Raw genomic sequence first — 15,972 nt, 5'->3', positions numbered from 1 at the left:
CCAGTGACCCTGCGAACGATCGACTCCCTCGGTCCGCTCGCCGGCAAGCGCGTCGTCGTCCGTTGTGACCTGAACGTCCCCCTCCGGGACACGGTCATCACGGACGACGGCCGCGTGCGGGCGTCGGTCCCCACCCTTGCGGCGCTCGTCGCCCAAGGCGCCCGCGTGATCGTGGTCTCCCACCTCGGGCGCCCCGATGGCGCACCCGACCCCCGATACAGCCTCGCGCCGGTCGCGGCCCGCCTCGGCGAACTGCTCGACGCACCGGTCGCCTTCGCGGCCGACACCGTCGGAGCGGATGCCGCGTCGAAGGTCGCGGCGCTCGGCGACGGCGAGGTGCTCGTGCTCGAGAACCTGCGGTTCAACCCCGGCGAGACCTCGAAGAACGAGGCCGAGCGCACGGCGTTCGCCGGAGAGCTCGCCGAGTTCGCCGATGCGGTCGTCTCCGACGGATTCGGCGTCGTGCATCGCAAGCAGGCGAGCGTCTTCGAGCTCGAGCAGTTGCGCCCGAGCGCGGCCGGCCTGCTCATCGCGGCCGAGCTCGACGTGCTCGACCGGCTCACCGAGAACCCCGAGCGCCCGTACACGGTCGTGCTCGGCGGTTCGAAGGTCTCCGACAAGCTCGGCGTCATCGCGCACCTGCTGCCGCGAGTCGACGCGTTGCTGGTCGGCGGCGGCATGCTGTTCACCTTCCTCGCCGCCCAGGGGCACAAGGTCGGTTCGAGCCTGCTCGAGGCCGACCAGATCGAAACGGTGCAGGGCTACCTGACGGAGGCGGCTGAGCGCGGCGTCGACATCGTCCTGCCGAGCGACGTCGTCGTGGCGGCGTCGTTCTCGGCCGACGCCGAGCACGTCGTTGCACCGGCTGAGGCCATCGAGCAGACGCCGTTCGGAGCATCCGGTCTCGGGCTCGATATCGGCCCTGAGACGGCGGCCGCCTTCGCGGACCGCATCCGGGGTTCGAAGACGGTGTTCTGGAACGGGCCGATGGGCGTGTTCGAACTCGCCCCGTTCGCAGCGGGAACCCGCGTGGTCGCCGAGGCGCTCACCCAGGTCGACGGACTCAGCGTCGTCGGCGGCGGCGATTCGGCGGCCGCCGTTCGCCAACTCGGCTTCGAGGACGCACAGTTCGGTCACATCTCGACCGGCGGAGGCGCGAGCCTCGAGTTCCTCGAAGGAAAGAAGCTCCCCGGACTGGAGGTCCTCGGATGGCAGTGAAGCGCACCCCGTTCATCGCAGGCAACTGGAAGATGAACCTCGACCACCTGCAGGCGATCGCGTTCGTGCAGAAGCTCGCATGGGCCCTCGCCGACGCGAAGCACGACTTCGCCGATGCCGAGGTGGCCGTGTTCCCGCCGTTCACCGACCTTCGTTCGGTGCAGACGCTCGTCGCGGCCGACTCCCTGCCCATCGGGTACGGCGCGCAGGATGTCTCGGCGCACGACTCAGGTGCATACACCGGCGAGATCTCGGGCGCGTTCCTGGCGCAGCTCGACTGCACGTACGTCATCATCGGCCACTCCGAGCGGCGCACGCTGCACGGTGAGACCGACGCAGAGGTCAACGCCAAGGTCGCGGCGGCGCACCGCCACGGTCTCGTGCCGGTCGTCTGCGTCGGCGAGACCGCCGACGACCTCGAGACGCACGGGCCGAGTGCCGTGCCGGTCGCCCAACTGCGGGCGGCGCTCGAGGGCGTCGACGGCTCGAAGGGCCTCGTCGTCGCCTACGAGCCCGTCTGGGCGATCGGATCCGGCCAGGCGGCGACGCCGGCCCAGGCCGAGCAGGTCGCGGCCGCGCTTCGCGCGCTCCTCGTGGAACTCCTCGGCGAAGAGGTCGCCCAGTCGACTCGCGTGCTCTACGGCGGCTCGGTGAAGGCGGCGAACATCGCCTCGTTCCTGCGCGAGCCGAACGTCGACGGCGCGCTCGTCGGCGGCGCGAGCCTCGACATCGACGAGTTCTCGAGCATCGTGCGGTTCAAGAAGCACGTCGGCGCCTGAACGCGAGTGCCCGGGAGCGCGCGATTGCGCTCCCGGGCACGACGGCGTATCCCGCTATACTCGATTGTCGGCATCGACCCATCTGTCGTGCCCGGAAAGGTTCAACCCGTGGAGATTCTCCAGGTCGTCCTGCAGGTGCTGCTCGGTCTCACGAGCCTGCTGCTGACGCTGCTCATCCTGTTGCACAAGGGGCGTGGTGGCGGTCTGTCGGACATGTTCGGCGGCGGCGTCACGTCGAGCCTCGGTGCATCCGGTGTCGCCGAGCGCAACCTGAACCGCATCACGGTCATCCTCGGGCTCGTGTGGGTCACCTGCATCGTCGTGCTGGGGCTCATCACCAAGTTCGACGCCGGAATCTGACGGGAGTACCATCATGGCATCAGGAAACAGCGCCATCCGCGGGTCACGCGTCGGAGCGGGCCCCATGGGCGAACAGGACCGCGGCTTCCACGCCGATCGCGTCGCGATCAGCTACTGGGACGCCCACGGCAACGAGACCGTGCGCCACTTCGCCGCCAGCCTGCCCGAAGAAGAGATCCCCGAGACGATCGACAGCCCGTCGACCGGTCTGCCGGCCGGCCGCGACCGGGAGAACCCGCCGTCGGTCTCGAAGCTCGAGCCGTACAAGACGCATCTCGCCTACGTGAAGGAGCGTCGCACCGACGAAGAGGCGGCCGCGCTGCTCGACGACGCACTCACCCAGTTGCGTACCCGTCGCGGTCAGGCACCGAAGAAGTAACTCGGTTCGCACACGCAGAAAGGGTCGGCCCGTGGGCCGACCCTTTCTGCGTGTGTGCGCGGTGCCGTCCGAAGCTGGCGAACTCCCGCAGACGGTGCGATCAGTAGTCGCGAGCGATCAGCGACTCCGGTACCTCCGACGCGGCATCGGCATCGACGAAGAACACGGTGCGGCGACGTCCCTTGATGCCGGCGACCGGCACTTCATCGCGGCTCGCGCCCGCCAGGGCGAGGCCGAGTGCCGAAGCCTTGTCGGCACCTGCGAGCACGAACCAGACGCGTTGCGACGAGTTGAGAACCGGCCGGGTGAGGCTCAGCCGCTCGGGCGGCGGCTTCGGCGAGTTGCGCACGGGGATCACCGTGCGGTCGACGACCTGGATGTCGGAACGGTGCGGGAAGAGCGAGGCGATGTGCCCGTCGGGCCCGACGCCGAGGAACGTGATGTCGAAGAGCGGATGCGCCAGTCCATCGACGCCGTGCGACGCGAGCTCTGCGGCGTACACCTCGGCCGCGGCGTCGAGCTCGAGGCCGGAGTCGGATGCGGGGAAGGGGTGCGTGTTTCCGTCCGGGATGTCGAGTTCGCCGAGGAACGCGACCCTCGCCTGTTCGTCGTTGCGCTCCGCGTCGCCCGCAGGGAGCCAGCGCTCGTCGCCCCACCAGAAGTGCACGCGCGACCAGTCGATCGAGGTGTGCGCCGGCGAGGCGCCGACCGCGGCGAGGACGGTGCCGCCCATCGAACCGCCGGTGAGGACGACGTGCGCGACGGCCTGCGTGTCGAGGATGTCGAGGAGCTTCGTGATGAATCGTGCGGCGACCGAGCCCGCGAGCGAGCCCTTGTCGGGGTGCACGAGCACGCGTCGTTCGTTGGTCATGCCACGCTTCCTTCGTTGCCGGTGCCGAGGAGCTCGAGCCCGCTCGTGATGACTTCACCGTACAGCTCGTCGGGGTCGAGCCGCCGAAGTTCGTCGGCGAGACAGTCGCGCAGGGTGCGGCGCGGCAGCGCGAGGTCGTGCAGCGGCTGACCCGGTTGCTGGAGGGTCGCGATGCCGGGGACGTCCCTGATGAGCTCGATGGCACCGCCGTCGCGCACCAGCCGCACGCCGTGCAGGCCGTGGACGCCCGCCTCGGCACCGGTGAGTTCGTACTCGGTCGGTGCGTTCAGCTCCAGCCGGAGCCACGCCGCCAGCAGGGTGGTCGACGGCGAGTCGATCGCTCCGGTGACCTGCACCGCAGTGACCGGCTCGTACGGCGGCTGGTCGAGCACGGCGGCGAGTTGGGCCCGCCACAGGGTCAGCCGGGTCCAGGCGAAATCGGCGTCTCCCGGCGTGTACGTCGAGGCGAGCGCGCGGAGCGCCGCCTGCGGATCGGGTTGGGCCGAGGCATCCGTGATTCGACGGTGTGCGATGCGCCCGAGCGCCGAACGCCCCGGAACTTCTGGGGCGGCGCCCGGCCACCAGGTGACGACCGGAGCGTCGGGGAGCAGGAGCGCCATGACAAGGCTCTCCTCATCGCGGGCCGCATCGCCGCACGCGCGCAGCACGATCACTTCGCTCGCGCCGGCGTCACCGCCGACGCGGATCTCGGCGTCGAGGCGCGGCGGCACCTCCGAGGTCTCGGTTCCGGGCTCGGTGGAGACGACGATGACGCGCATCGGATGCTCGCGCGAGGCGTCGTTGGCCGCCTCGATCGCCTCTTCCTCGGCACCGGGCGAGGTCGCGATGACGAGCGTGAGCACGCGGCCGAGGGCGACGACACCGCCCTCCTCCCGAATCTTGACCAGGGTCTTGGAGACCTGGCTCGTCGTCGTGTCGGGCAGATCGACGATCATGGGCGTCTCCAGCTTCGTCCGTCGCGTTGGAGCAGTTCATCGGCGGAGGCCGGGCCCCAGGTGCCGGGTCGGTACTGTTCGGGCTGGCCCTGCGTCGCCCAGAACTCCTCGATCGGGTCGAGGATCTTCCACGAGAGCTCGACCTCCTCTTGGCGGGGGAAGAGCGGCGGGTCGCCGAGCAGCACGTCGAGGATCAGGCGCTCGTAGGCCTCGGGGCTCGCCTCGGTGAACGCGTGGCCGTAGCCGAAGTCCATGGTGACGTCGCGAACCTGCATGCCGGCACCCGGCACCTTCGAACCGAAACGGATCGTGACCCCCTCGTCGGGCTGCACGCGGATGACGAGCGCGTTCTGGCCGAGCTGGGAGGTCTGGCTGTCGGCGAACACCTGCTGCGGGGCGCGTTTGAACACGACCGCGATCTCGGTGACCCGGCGGCCGAGCCGCTTGCCGGCGCGAAGGTAGAACGGCACACCCGCCCATCGCCGGGTGCCGATCGTGAGCTTCATCGCGGCATAGGTCTCGGTCGTCGACTCGGGGTTCATGCCATCTTCGTCGAGGAACCCGATGACCTTCTCGCCGCCCTGCCAGCCGCCGGAGTACTGCCCGCGCGCCGTGCCGCTCGCGAGGTCTTCGGGCAGACGCACCGCCGCGAGGATCTTCTCCTTCTCGGCGCGCAGGTCGCCCGCCTCGAAGGAGATCGGCTCCTCCATCGCCGTGAGGGCGAGCAGTTGCAGCAGGTGATTCTGGATCACGTCGCGCGCGGCACCGATGCCGTCGTAGTAGCCGGCGCGACCGCCCACCCCGATGTCTTCGGCCATGGTGATCTGCACGTGGTCGACGTAGTTGGCGTTCCAGATGGGCTCGTAGAGCTGGTTCGCGAAGCGGAGCGCCAGGATGTTCTGGACGGTCTCCTTGCCGAGGTAGTGGTCGATGCGGAACACCGAGTCGGGCGGGAACACCGAGGCCACGACGTCGTTCAGTTCGCGGGCCGTCTTCAGGTCGCTGCCGAACGGCTTCTCGATGACGACACGACGCCACTGATCGTCGGACTGCTCGGTGAGGCCGGAGCGCTTGAGCTGCTCGGTGACGAGCGGAAACGACTTCGGCGGGATCGACAGGTAGAACGCGTGGTTGCCCATCGTTCCGCGCTCGCGGTCGAGCTCCTCGACGACGGTGCGGAGCCGGTCGAAGGCCGCGTCGTCGTCGAAATCACCCGGGACGAAGCGGATGCCGCGGGCCAGCTGCCGCCACACGTCTTCGCGGAACTCGGTGCGCGCGTACTCCTTGACCGAGTCGTGCACGACTCGCTCGAAGTCCTGGTCGGCCCACTCGCGCCGGGCGAACCCGACGAGTGCGAATCCCGGCGGCAGCAGGCCCCGGTTCGCCAGGTCGTAGACCGCCGGCATCAACTTCTTGCGCGACAGGTCGCCCGTCACGCCGAAGATGATGAGGCTCGACGGACCCGCGATGCGGTTCAGCCGGTAGTCCTTGGGGGAGCGGAGCGGATTGTGCTGCGCGGTGATCGCGGCCGGTTGCATCGTTCCTCCGGTGATCAGCTGGCGGCGTCGAACAGGGCCGCCGCGTTGGCCGAGGGGTCGGTGAGAGTCAGGGTGAGCACCGGCCGGCCGTGGTCGGCGAGCACACTCGCATCGCCGGAGGCCTGCGCCGCGATCAACTGACCGAAGGTGAACGGACGCTCGGGGATCGCGAGGTCGTCGGCAGGGGTCTGCGTGATCTGCAGGAACGCACCGACCGCCGGCCCGCCCTTGTGGAACTGTCCGGTGGAGTGGAGGAACCGGGGCCCCCATCCGAACGTGACGGGCCGGCCGGAGCGCGCGGCGAGGAGATCGCGGAGCCGCTCGAGCTCGGGGTGCGCCACTCGATCGACGTAGGCCTGGATCGAGAGGTAGCCGTCGATCGGCAGTTCTTCGAGCAGCACATCGACGGCCGAGGCCAGATCGCTCGATGCGCCGATGACCTCGGGGGTGCCGCGCACCTCGATGCCCTTCTCGACGAAGGCCGCCGGGGCAGGTTCGGGTCGGGCGTCGAGCAGGCCGCGTGCGGCGATCTTCGCCGACTCCACGTCGGGCTGGTCGAACGGGTTGATGCCGAGGAGACGGCCCGCGACCGCGGTCGCGTACTCCCACACGAGCAACTGGGCGCCGAGGGTGCCCGAGACCCGGATCTCGCCCGACTCGTCGTGACCGAAGATCTGGTCGCCGGCATCGTCGACGAGTCGCACGATCTGCAGGTCGGGAAGGTCTTCTCCGAGCTCGGGCGCGTCGACACCGAGCACCACCGGGAGAAGGCCGGTGCCCGCCTTGCCGGTGGATTCGGCGATGAGCTGCTCGGCCCAATCGGCGAACCCGACGATGTGGGTGCCGTCGGCGATGATGCCGAGCTTGTCGCGCAGGGGGGTCGTCGCCGCGATCGCTGCGCCGAGCACGAGCCCGGGGTTCTCGGGGCTGTCGACGGCGAGTGAGAGCTCGATCGTCTCGGCCTCGTCGAGGATCTCGGAGATGTCGACGCCGGCGAGACCGGAGGGCACGAGTCCGAACGCCGTGAGTGCCGAGTATCGACCGCCGACGTTGGGGTCGGCGTTGAACACCCGGTAGCCGGCGGCGCGGGCCGATTCGTCGAGCGGCGAGCCCGGGTCGGTCACCACGATGATGCGCGTGGCGGGGTCGATGCCCGCGTCGCGGAAGGCCTGCTCGTAGACGCGACGCTGGCTGTCGGTCTCGACGGTCGAGCCCGACTTCGACGAGACGACGAGAGCGGATGTCTGGAGGCGGTCGGCGAGGGCGGCGCGCACCTGGCCGGGCTCGGTGGAGTCGAGCACCGTGAGGTCGACGTTCGTCGTGCGCGTGATGACCTCGGGCGCGAGCGACGAGCCGCCCATGCCGGCGAGCACGATGTGGTCGACTCCCGCTGCGTCGAGTTCTGCGCGGAGCGCTTCGATCTCGGCGACGAGGGGGCGTGAGACGGCGACGGCCTCGGTCCAGCCGAGCCGCTTCGCGGACTCCTCTTCGGCCGCCGGGCCCCAGAGCGCGGCGTCTTGAGCCGTGATGCCGCTCGCGACGAGGTCGGCGACGAGGGCCGGCACGGTGCGGCGCACCGCCTCGGCCGCAGGCCCGCTGACGGAGATGCGGAAGCTCATCGCGCTGCCTCCAGCGCGCCGCGGACCGTGTCGAGCAACTCGTTCCACGAGACGATGAACTTGTCGACGCCCTCGTTCTCGAGCACCAGGGTCACGTCGTCGTAGTCGACGCCGACGCCTGCGAGGGCGTCGAGCACCTCGGCGGCCTGGGTGTATGCGCCGGTGACCGTGTCGCCGGTGATGACGCCGTGGTCGAAGGTCGCCTCGAGGGTCTTCTCGGGCATCGTGTTCACGACGCCGGGCGCGACGAGCTCGGTCACGTACAGCGTGTCGGGGAGTGCAGGGTCTTTCACACCGGTCGACGCCCAGAGCGGACGCTGGCGGTTGGCGCCGGCCGCGAGCAGTGCCGAGGCGCGTTCGCCGCCGAACTCCTGCTCGAAGAGCTCGTACGCGAGACGGGCGTTGGCGACCCCCGCCTTGCTCTTCAGTGCGAGCGCCTCGTCGGTGCCGATCGCGACGAGCCGCTTGTCGATCTCGGTGTCGACGCGCGAGACGAAGAACGATGCCACCGAGTGGATGGTCGAGAGGTCGAGTCCTGCGGCCTTGGCCTGCTCGAGGCCGGCGAGGTAGGCCTCGATGACCTGACGGTACCGGTCGAGGCTGAAGATGAGGGTGACGTTCACGCTGATGCCCGACCCGATGGCCTCGGTGATCGCATCGAGACCCTCGACGGTCGCGGGGATCTTGATCATGGCGTTCGGGCGGTCGACCTTGGCCCACAACGCCTTGGCCTCGGCGATCGTGCCGGCGGTGTCGCGCGCGAGTCCGGGGGCGACCTCGATCGAGACGCGGCCGTCGAAGCCGCTCGAACGGTCGTACACGGGGCGGAAGACGTCGGCTGCGTCGCGCACGTCGTCGGTCGTGATCTCGAAGACCGCGGTGTCGACGTCGGCGCCGGCGGCGGCGAGTTCGTGCACCTGGTCGTCGTAGCGTTCGCCCTTCGCCAGGGCGCCGGCGAAGATCGTCGGGTTGGTGGTCACGCCGACGACGTCGCGTTCGGCGATGAGGCGGGCGAGGTCGCCTGAGGCGATGCGTTCACGGGACAGGTCGTCGAGCCAGATGCTGACGCCGGCCTCCGAGAGGGCTGCGGTGGGGGAGCTGGTCATGTGAGTGTCTCCTCTTCTGGCTCGCGTCAGGCCGACGCGAGCGATTCCTTCGCGGCGGCGACGACGGCCTCGGCCGTGATGCCGAACTCGCGGAACAGGGTCTTGTAGTCGGCGGAGGCGCCGAAGTGCTCGATGGAGACGGCTCGGCCCCGCGTGCCGAGGTAGCGCTGCCAGGAGAGGGCGAGCCCCGCCTCGACCGAGACCCGTGCCGTCACAGCTTCGGGGAGGACCTGCGCCCGGTACTCGGCGGACTGCTCCTCGAACCACTCGAGCGACGGCGCCGACACGACGCGCGCGCCGATGCCCTCGGCGGCGAGCGTCTCGCGGGCGGCGAGGGCGAGCTGCACCTCAGAGCCGGTCGCGATGAGGATCACGTCGGGCGTGCCCGATGCGGCCTCGGCGAGCACGTACGCGCCCTTGGCCACGTTCGACGCGGCAGCGAGCGTGTCGCCGGATGCCTCGGCGTCGCCGCGCTCGAACACGGGGATGTTCTGGCGGGTGAGTGCGATGCCCGCGGGGGCATCCGTGCGCTTCAGGATCTCGAGCCAGGCGTGCGCGACCTCGTTCGCGTCGGCGGGGCGCACGATCGTCAGTCCGGGGATCGCCCTGAGGGTTGCGAGCTGCTCGACGGGCTGGTGCGTCGGACCGTCTTCGCCGAGTGCGACGGAGTCGTGGGTCCAGACGAAGATCGAGGGCACCTTCATGAGGGCCGCCAGACGCACGGCCGGGCGCATGTAGTCGCTGAAGATGAGGAAGGTGCCGCCGAAGGCGCGGGTCTTGCCGTGCAGCACGATGCCGTTGACGATGGCGCCCATGGCGTGCTCGCGGATGCCGAAGTGCAGCACCCGGCCGTAGGGGTTGCCCGAGAACTCGTGCGTCGACCACTCGGTCGGGATGAACGAGGCGGCCCCGTTGATCGTGGTGAGGTTGGACTCGGCGAGGTCGGCCGAACCGCCCCAGAGCTCGGGCAGGGCACCGGCGAGCGCGTTGATGACCTTGCCGGATGCGGCACGCGTCGACACCTCGGTGCCGCCGTCGAAGACCGGCAGCGCCGATTCGATGCCCTCGGGCAGCTCGCCCGCCTCGAGCCGGTCGAGCAGCGCCTTGCGGTCGGGGTTCGCCGCGGCCCACGCGTCGAAGGCGAGCTGCCACTCGGCGTGCGCTGCTGCGCCGCGCTCGACGGCGAGACGCGTGTGGGCGATAACCTCGTCTGCGACGACGAAGCTCTGCTCGGGGTCGAAGCCGAGCACCTCCTTCGTCGCGGCGAGCTCGGCCGCGCCGAGCGCCGAGCCGTGGATCTTGCCGGAGTTCTGCTTGCCGGGGGAGGGCCAGCCGATGATCGTCTTCAGGATGATGATGGACGGCTTGGCGGTCTCGCCCTTCGCCGCCTCGACGGCCGCGTTGAGTTCGGCAACGTCCTCGACGTACTGGCCGGTCTTCTTCCAATCGACCGTCTGCACGTGCCAGCCGTAGGCCTCGTAGCGCTCGGCGACGTTCTCGGTGAAGGCGATGTTGGTGTCGTCTTCGATGGAGATCTGGTTGGAGTCGTAGATCACGACGAGGTTGCCGAGCTGCTGGTGACCGGCGAGCGAGGATGCCTCGCTCGTGACGCCCTCCTGCAGGTCACCGTCGCCCGCGATGACGTAGACGAAGTGGTCGAACGGGCTCGTGCCCGCCGCGGCATCCGGGTCGAAGAGGCCGCGCTCGAAGCGTGAGGCGTAGGCGAAGCCGACGGCCGAGGCGAGGCCCTGGCCGAGCGGGCCCGTCGTGATCTCGACGCCGTCGGTGTGGCCGTACTCGGGGTGTCCGGGGGTCTTCGAACCCCAGGTGCGCAGCGCCTCGAGGTCGGAGAGCTCGAGGCCGTCGCCGGCGAGGTAGAGCTGCACGTACTGCGTGAGCGAGGAGTGTCCGGCGGAGAGGATGAACCGGTCGCGGCCGAGCCAGTCGTGGTCTGCGGGGTCGCGGCGCATGACCTTCTGGAAGAGGAGGTAGGCGGCGGGTGCGAGACTCATCGCTGTGCCGGGATGCCCGTTGCCGACCTTCTCGACGGCGTCGGCCGCGAGCACGCGTGCCGTGTCGACCGCCTGATCGTCGATGGGTTCCCACTGCAGAGTTGCCACGAGGTGTACGTTCCTTCCGGTCAATGGACGGTGCCGGGGAACCGATGTCCCCGTCACCGCGGAATCGCTACGGCGCGAGTTCCCCGGCGGATGACCCGTTGGTCGTCGCACCGGACGGCAATTCGAATCCGCGCCGTCGGGCGCGCACTGCCAAGTATATGGACTCCTCACGTTTCGCGAAGGGCGCGAGAGGACCACTGGGCCTCCGGAAGGATGCGAGGCCCGGTTATTGGGGAAAGCGCTTACCCGATGCTGAGACACATGATGTCATAGAATCGAGAACGGGCGTGGCGGCACACGCACGCCCGCGCGCCGGAAGAGGAACGATGCAGGCAGCCGTACAGACCCGAGACACCCGACCGGCGACGACCGTACGGCGCAAGCTCTCCGCCTACGTCGCGCTGACGAAGCCGCGGGTGATCGAACTGCTGCTCGTCGTGACCGCGCCGACGATGATCCTCGCCCAACAGGGTCTGCCGAACCTCTGGCTGCTCGTCGCGACGCTCATCGGCGGCGCCATGAGTGCAGGCGCGGCCGGGGCGTTCAACTGCTACATCGACCGCGACATCGACCGCGTCATGAAGCGCACGCAGGGCCGTCCGCTCGTCACCGGGGAGCTCACCGACCGCGAGGCGCTCGTGTTCGCCTACGGTCTCGGCATCGCGTCGATCGCGTGGCTCTGGATCTTCACCAACTGGCTGGCCGCTGCGCTCTCGCTCGGCGCGATCCTGCTCTACGTCGTCTTCTACAGCCTGATCCTGAAGCGCCGCACTGCACAGAACATCGTCTGGGGCGGCGTCGCCGGCTGCATGCCCGTGCTCATCGGCTGGGCGGCCGTGACCGGCAGCCTCTCGTGGACGCCGTTCATCCTGTTCCTCATCATCTTCCTGTGGACGCCGCCGCACTACTGGCCGCTCTCGATGAAGTACAAAGACGACTATGCGGCCGCCGGTGTGCCGATGCTCGCGGTCGTGCGCGGCCGTGCCCAGGTCGGGCTGCAGGTCATCCTCTACGCATGGGCGACTGTGGCCAGCTCGCTGCTGCTCATCCCGGTCGCGGGCATGGGCCTCGTGTACTCCACCGTCGCGCTCGTCACCGGCGTCTGGTTCATCTACGAGACGCACCGCCTCTACAACCTCGCGATCCGCCACGAGAAGGTGTCGCCGATGCGCGTGTTCCACGGCTCGATCGCATACCTCTCGCTGCTCTTCCTCGCCATCGGCATCGATCCGCTGCTGCCCTTCTGACGCGGGCGTTCGACTCAGCGAGCGGATGCCGCGGCGGAAGCGCCGACCTCGGAGTCGGCCGTGGCGGCCACCGGGCGCTTGAGTCGCATGATGACGAGTGTCATGGCGGCGGCGGTCAGGGCCGCGAGCACCATGTGCACCCCCACAGCGAGCGTGGGGAGTCCGTTGCGCGCCTGATAGAGGCCGACGCCGACCTGCACGAGCTCGACCACGAGCAGCGCGATCGACCAGCCGAGCGTCGGCAGGCGCAGGCTCCCGGCCGCGATGACGAGCACGAGCGTCATGACGAGCAGCGCGTAGCCCGGCCAGGCGTGCACGTGCTCGAGGAGCTCGGAGTCGAAGCCGGTGCGACCGGCCTCTGCGTCACCGGAGTGCGGCCCGGATCCGGTCGTCAGCACGCCGAAGACGATCGAGATGAGCAGCACCGCGCTGGTCGCGTGCGTGAGGGCCGCATACCAGGCGGGCACCGCTCGTTCGCGGGGACCCGTCGGGGAGTCCATGCGAGCGAGGAACGCCGCGGTGACGCAGACCAGGGCGAGGGAGGAGAGGTAGTGGAACCCGACGATGAAGGGGTTCAGGCCGGTCCAGACGGTGATGCCGCCGACGATGGCCTGGGCGACGATGCCGACGCCGACGATGAACGAGAGCACGAAGAGGTCGCGGCGTTCGCGACGGATGCGCAGCACCAGGAGGAAGACGATGAGGGCGATGATGCCGACGACGCCGGTCATCAGGCGGTTGCCGAACTCGATGAGCGAGTGGTAGCTGAGTTCCTCGGTCGGCACGAGGGATCCGGCCGTGCAGGTCGGCCAGGTGGGGCATCCGAGGCCGGAGCCGGTCAGACGCACCGCGCCACCCGTCGCGATGATCATGACCTGGGCGACGAACGAGGCCCAGGCGAAGGTGCGGAGAGTGCGGGTCACGCGGGTTCGTTCCTGATCCGGATCGCGCTGTGACGGCGCTGGGAGTCCTGCCCGGCGCCCCCGCGACCCTATAGACTTGATGGGTTGGCAGGCCCGCCGACCGCGCGAGTATGCGCGCTACGGGCCATACACCATCTTATGGTTGGCACTAGCGCCACCGGGCACATCATCACCCACTCAACGAGCACCTCGACTCACGAGGGGAATGAGCCGGCCTGATAGCCGGTTGCACGGGAGGAGAAGAGGGAGAGCATGACGGACGTACTGATCGACCGACCGGAACTCGAAGGGCTCGGCACCTACGAGTTCGGCTGGTCCGACTCCGACAGCGCCGGGGCCTCTGCCCGACGCGGTATCTCGCCGGAGGTGGTGGCCGACATCTCAGCGCTGAAGCAGGAGCCCGAGTGGATGCTGCAGCGCCGCCAGCGCGCACTCCAGCTCTTCGAGCGCAAGCCGATGCCCACGTGGGGCGCCGACCTGTCGGAGATCGACTTCGACAACATCAAGTACTTCGTCCGTTCGACCGAGAAGCAGGCCCAGACTTGGGAAGACCTGCCCGACGACATCAAGAACACCTACGAGCGACTCGGCATCCCCGAGGCCGAGCGCCAGCGTCTCGTCGCTGGCGTCGCCGCCCAGTACGAGTCCGAGGTGGTCTACCACCAGATCAATGAAGAGCTCGAGCGCCAGGGCGTCATCTTCATGGACACCGACACGGCGCTCCGCGAGCACCCCGAGTTCTTCGAAGAGTACTTCGGCACGGTGATCCCTGCCGGCGACAACAAGTTCGCAGCGCTCAACACGGCCGTCTGGTCGGGCGGCTCGTTCGTCTACGTGCCGAAGGGCGTGCACGTCGAGATTCCGCTGCAGGCCTACTTCCGCATCAACACCGAGAACATGGGCCAGTTCGAGCGCACGCTGATCATCGCCGATGAAGACAGCTACGTGCACTACATCGAGGGCTGCACGGCGCCGATCTACAAGAGCGACTCGCTGCACTCGGCCGTCGTCGAGATCATCGTGAAGAAGAACGCCCGCGTTCGGTACACGACGATCCAGAACTGGTCGAACAACGTCTACAACCTCGTCACCAAGCGCGCGACCGCTGCCGAAGGCGCCACCATGGAGTGGATCGACGGCAACATCGGCTCGAAGGTCACGATGAAGTACCCCTCGATCTTCCTCATGGGCGAGCACGCGAAGGGCGAGACGCTCTCGGTCGCGTTCGCGGGCCCCGGCCAGCACCAAGACGCCGGCGCCAAGATGATCCACATGGCGCCGTACACGCAGTCGTCGATCGTGTCGAAGTCGATCGCCCGCGGCGGCGGCCGCGCCGGCTACCGCGGCGAGGTGCGCATCGACGCGAACGCGCACCACTCGGCGAACACGGTGCGATGCGACGCGCTGCTCGTCGACACGATCTCGCGCTCCGACACCTACCCGGCCATCGACATCCGCGTCGACGACGTGCAGCTCGGCCACGAGGCGACCGTCTCGAAGGTCAGCGAAGAGCAGCTCTTCTATCTCATGGCACGGGGCATCCCCGAAGACGAGGCCATGGCCATGATCGTGCGCGGCTTCATCGAGCCGATCGCCCGTGAACTGCCCATGGAGTACGCGATGGAACTCAACAAGCTCATCGAGATGGGCATGGAAGGATCGGTGGGCTAGCAGTGACCGCCCAGATGACCAGCACAGCCATGCCCACGGCCGAACAGCACGGCCTCGTCGCACATTCCGACGGCGCTTTCGTGCCCGTGCAGACCCGGTCGGAGCGGTTCCGTTCGGTCGACGTCGAGGACTTCGCCCCGGTCAACGGCCGCGAACGCGAGTGGAAGCTCTCCCCGGTCGCCGCGTTCGCCGACCTCACCGGCGGTGAGCTCGACGGCTCGCGACCGACGATCGAGACGACGGATGCCCCGGGCATCGCGGTCTCCTACATCCCGCGCGACGACGCCCGCATCGGCACGGCGGGCACCCCCGAAGAGCGCGCGAGCGCCAACGCGTGGTCGAACTTCGGCGAGGCACTCCTCATCTCCGTCAGCGGCGAAGACGAGAAGGTCGCCGCGGTCACCCGCACCGGGCTCGGCAACGTGCCGCGCGCCGCGCACACCGTGATCGAGGCCGCCCCGAACAGCCGCGGGCTCGTCGTGCTCGCCGGCACCGGCGAGGCCAGGCTCAGCGAGAACGTCGAGATCCTCGTCGGCGACGGGGCATCCCTCACCGTGGTCTCGTTGCAGGAGTGGGACGACGAGGCGGTGCACCTCTCCAGCCACTTCGCGCGCCTCGGCCGCGACGCCTTCCTGAAGCACATCGTGGTCTCGCTCGGCGGCAAGGTCGTGCGAGTGAACCCGTCGACCCACCTCGCAGAGCAGGGCGCCGACATCGAGGCCCTCGGCCTCTACTTCGCCGACGCCGGACAGCACCTCGAGCAGCAGGTGTACGTGCACCACGACGCGCCGCACACCAAGAGCCGCGTCACCTACAAGGGTGCGCTGCAGGGCGCGGGCGCACGCAGCGTCTGGATCGGCGACGTGCTCATCGGCAACGCCGCGACCGGCACCGACAGCTACGAGCAGAACCGCAACCTCGTGCTCACCGACGGCACCCGTGCCGACTCCGTGCCGAACCTCGAGATCGAGACCGGCGACATCGAAGGCGCCGGCCACGCGAGTGCCACCGGCAGGTTCGACGACGAGCAGTTGTTCTACCTCATGGCCCGTGGCATCCGCGAAGACGAGGCCCGTCGCCTCGTCGTGCGCGGCTTCCTCACCGACATCGTGCAGAAGATCGGCTCGGCCGACCTCGAAGCGCGCCTCACGGCGGCGATCGAGGCCGAACTGGAGGGTCGCTGAC

The 15,972-nt window shown here is 69.1% G+C and carries 14 protein-coding genes; 7 read left to right on the top strand and 7 right to left on the bottom strand.

The window, feature by feature from the left end; all coding sequences use genetic code 11:
• The first annotated feature begins 3 nt into the window (after positions 1–3).
• The 4 genes from DCE93_RS07925 (at position 4) to DCE93_RS07910 (ending at position 2,736) form a co-directional block, all read left to right on the top strand.
• Positions 4–1,218 carry a phosphoglycerate kinase gene (locus tag DCE93_RS07925; protein ID WP_108595412.1) on the top strand — a complete coding sequence of 405 codons (1,215 nt, stop codon included), beginning with the start codon at positions 4–6 and terminating at the stop codon, positions 1,216–1,218.
• Positions 1,209–1,997: a triose-phosphate isomerase gene (tpiA, locus tag DCE93_RS07920; protein ID WP_108595411.1), complete on the top strand. Its 789-nt coding sequence runs from the start codon at positions 1,209–1,211 to the stop codon at positions 1,995–1,997. The genes DCE93_RS07925 and tpiA overlap by 10 nt, the downstream gene beginning before the upstream one ends.
• Before the next feature lie 108 nt (positions 1,998–2,105).
• On the top strand, positions 2,106–2,357 hold the full coding sequence (gene secG / locus DCE93_RS07915; RefSeq protein WP_108595410.1) for a preprotein translocase subunit SecG: 252 nt from the start codon (positions 2,106–2,108) through the stop codon (positions 2,355–2,357).
• Between the two features lie 13 nt (positions 2,358–2,370).
• Positions 2,371–2,736, top strand: coding sequence for an RNA polymerase-binding protein RbpA (locus tag DCE93_RS07910; RefSeq protein WP_108595409.1), 366 nt, complete (start codon positions 2,371–2,373; stop codon positions 2,734–2,736).
• Between the two features lie 100 nt (positions 2,737–2,836).
• On the opposite strand, the gene pgl is transcribed toward DCE93_RS07910, so the two are convergent.
• Genes pgl through tkt form a run of 6 tightly spaced genes read right to left on the bottom strand, consistent with a single transcriptional unit; the run spans position 2,837 to position 10,946 of the window.
• On the bottom strand, positions 2,837–3,607 hold the full coding sequence (gene pgl / locus DCE93_RS07905; RefSeq protein WP_108595408.1) for a 6-phosphogluconolactonase: 771 nt from the start codon (positions 3,605–3,607) through the stop codon (positions 2,837–2,839).
• The gene (locus DCE93_RS07900; protein ID WP_108595407.1) at positions 3,604–4,563 is read right to left on the bottom strand and encodes a glucose-6-phosphate dehydrogenase assembly protein OpcA; all 960 of its coding nucleotides are present in this window, start codon (positions 4,561–4,563) and stop codon (positions 3,604–3,606) included. Before DCE93_RS07900 ends, pgl begins: the two co-directional genes overlap by 4 nt.
• Positions 4,560–6,101 (bottom strand): glucose-6-phosphate dehydrogenase, encoded by a 1,542-nt coding sequence (zwf, locus tag DCE93_RS07895; RefSeq protein WP_108595406.1) that lies wholly within the window; start codon positions 6,099–6,101, stop codon positions 4,560–4,562. Before zwf ends, DCE93_RS07900 begins: the two co-directional genes overlap by 4 nt.
• Before the next feature lie 14 nt (positions 6,102–6,115).
• The gene (locus DCE93_RS07890) at positions 6,116–7,720 is read right to left on the bottom strand and encodes a glucose-6-phosphate isomerase (RefSeq protein WP_108595405.1); all 1,605 of its coding nucleotides are present in this window, start codon (positions 7,718–7,720) and stop codon (positions 6,116–6,118) included.
• Positions 7,717–8,826: a transaldolase gene (gene tal / locus DCE93_RS07885; RefSeq protein WP_108595404.1), complete on the bottom strand. Its 1,110-nt coding sequence runs from the start codon at positions 8,824–8,826 to the stop codon at positions 7,717–7,719. Before tal ends, DCE93_RS07890 begins: the two co-directional genes overlap by 4 nt.
• Positions 8,827–8,852: 26 nt before the next feature.
• Complete coding sequence (gene tkt, locus DCE93_RS07880) at positions 8,853–10,946, bottom strand: transketolase (RefSeq protein WP_108595403.1); 2,094 nt, start codon at positions 10,944–10,946, stop codon at positions 8,853–8,855.
• Between the two features lie 326 nt (positions 10,947–11,272).
• On the opposite strand from tkt, the gene DCE93_RS07875 reads away from it, so the two are divergent.
• Positions 11,273–12,193 (top strand): heme o synthase, encoded by a 921-nt coding sequence (locus DCE93_RS07875; RefSeq protein WP_108595402.1) that lies wholly within the window; start codon positions 11,273–11,275, stop codon positions 12,191–12,193.
• A 14-nt stretch (positions 12,194–12,207) separates the two neighbouring features.
• On the opposite strand, the gene DCE93_RS07870 is transcribed toward DCE93_RS07875, so the two are convergent.
• Complete coding sequence (locus DCE93_RS07870; RefSeq protein WP_276329498.1) at positions 12,208–13,116, bottom strand: COX15/CtaA family protein; 909 nt, start codon at positions 13,114–13,116, stop codon at positions 12,208–12,210.
• Positions 13,117–13,368: 252 nt separating this feature from the next.
• Here DCE93_RS07870 and sufB point away from each other — a divergent pair, with 252 nt between their 5' ends.
• Together sufB and sufD are read left to right on the top strand one after the other, a co-directional pair.
• A complete protein-coding gene (sufB, locus tag DCE93_RS07865; RefSeq protein WP_108595401.1) occupies positions 13,369–14,787 on the top strand; it encodes a Fe-S cluster assembly protein SufB in 1,419 nt (472 codons plus the stop codon).
• 14 nt (positions 14,788–14,801) lie between these two features.
• A complete protein-coding gene (gene sufD / locus DCE93_RS07860; protein WP_244284123.1) occupies positions 14,802–15,971 on the top strand; it encodes a Fe-S cluster assembly protein SufD in 1,170 nt (389 codons plus the stop codon).
• Position 15,972: the final 1 nt, after the last annotated feature.

Origin of the sequence: Agromyces badenianii (assembly GCF_003070885.1) — a bacterium.
In the GTDB taxonomy this organism is placed as follows: Bacteria; Actinomycetota; Actinomycetes; order Actinomycetales; family Microbacteriaceae; genus Agromyces; species Agromyces badenianii.
Note: the sequence above shows the minus strand (reverse complement) of the source record. Positions and strands in the feature narration are given on the sequence as shown.

What these genes read in the sequence shown, in the direction of transcription:
- tpiA (WP_108595411.1), top strand. Translation starts at nt 1,209, where the DNA reads ATGGCAGTGAAGCGCACCCCGTTCATCGCAGGCAACTGGAAGATGAAC.
- DCE93_RS07910 (WP_108595409.1), top strand. Translation starts at nt 2,371, where the DNA reads ATGGCATCAGGAAACAGCGCCATCCGCGGGTCACGCGTCGGAGCGGGC.
- pgl (WP_108595408.1), bottom strand. Translation starts at nt 3,607, where the DNA reads ATGACCAACGAACGACGCGTGCTCGTGCACCCCGACAAGGGCTCGCTC.
- DCE93_RS07900 (WP_108595407.1), bottom strand. Translation starts at nt 4,563, where the DNA reads ATGATCGTCGATCTGCCCGACACGACGACGAGCCAGGTCTCCAAGACC.
- zwf (WP_108595406.1), bottom strand. Translation starts at nt 6,101, where the DNA reads ATGCAACCGGCCGCGATCACCGCGCAGCACAATCCGCTCCGCTCCCCC.
- DCE93_RS07890 (WP_108595405.1), bottom strand. Translation starts at nt 7,720, where the DNA reads ATGAGCTTCCGCATCTCCGTCAGCGGGCCTGCGGCCGAGGCGGTGCGC.
- tal (WP_108595404.1), bottom strand. Translation starts at nt 8,826, where the DNA reads ATGACCAGCTCCCCCACCGCAGCCCTCTCGGAGGCCGGCGTCAGCATC.
- DCE93_RS07875 (WP_108595402.1), top strand. Translation starts at nt 11,273, where the DNA reads ATGCAGGCAGCCGTACAGACCCGAGACACCCGACCGGCGACGACCGTA.
- sufB (WP_108595401.1), top strand. Translation starts at nt 13,369, where the DNA reads ATGACGGACGTACTGATCGACCGACCGGAACTCGAAGGGCTCGGCACC.
- sufD (WP_244284123.1), top strand. Translation starts at nt 14,802, where the DNA reads ATGACCAGCACAGCCATGCCCACGGCCGAACAGCACGGCCTCGTCGCA.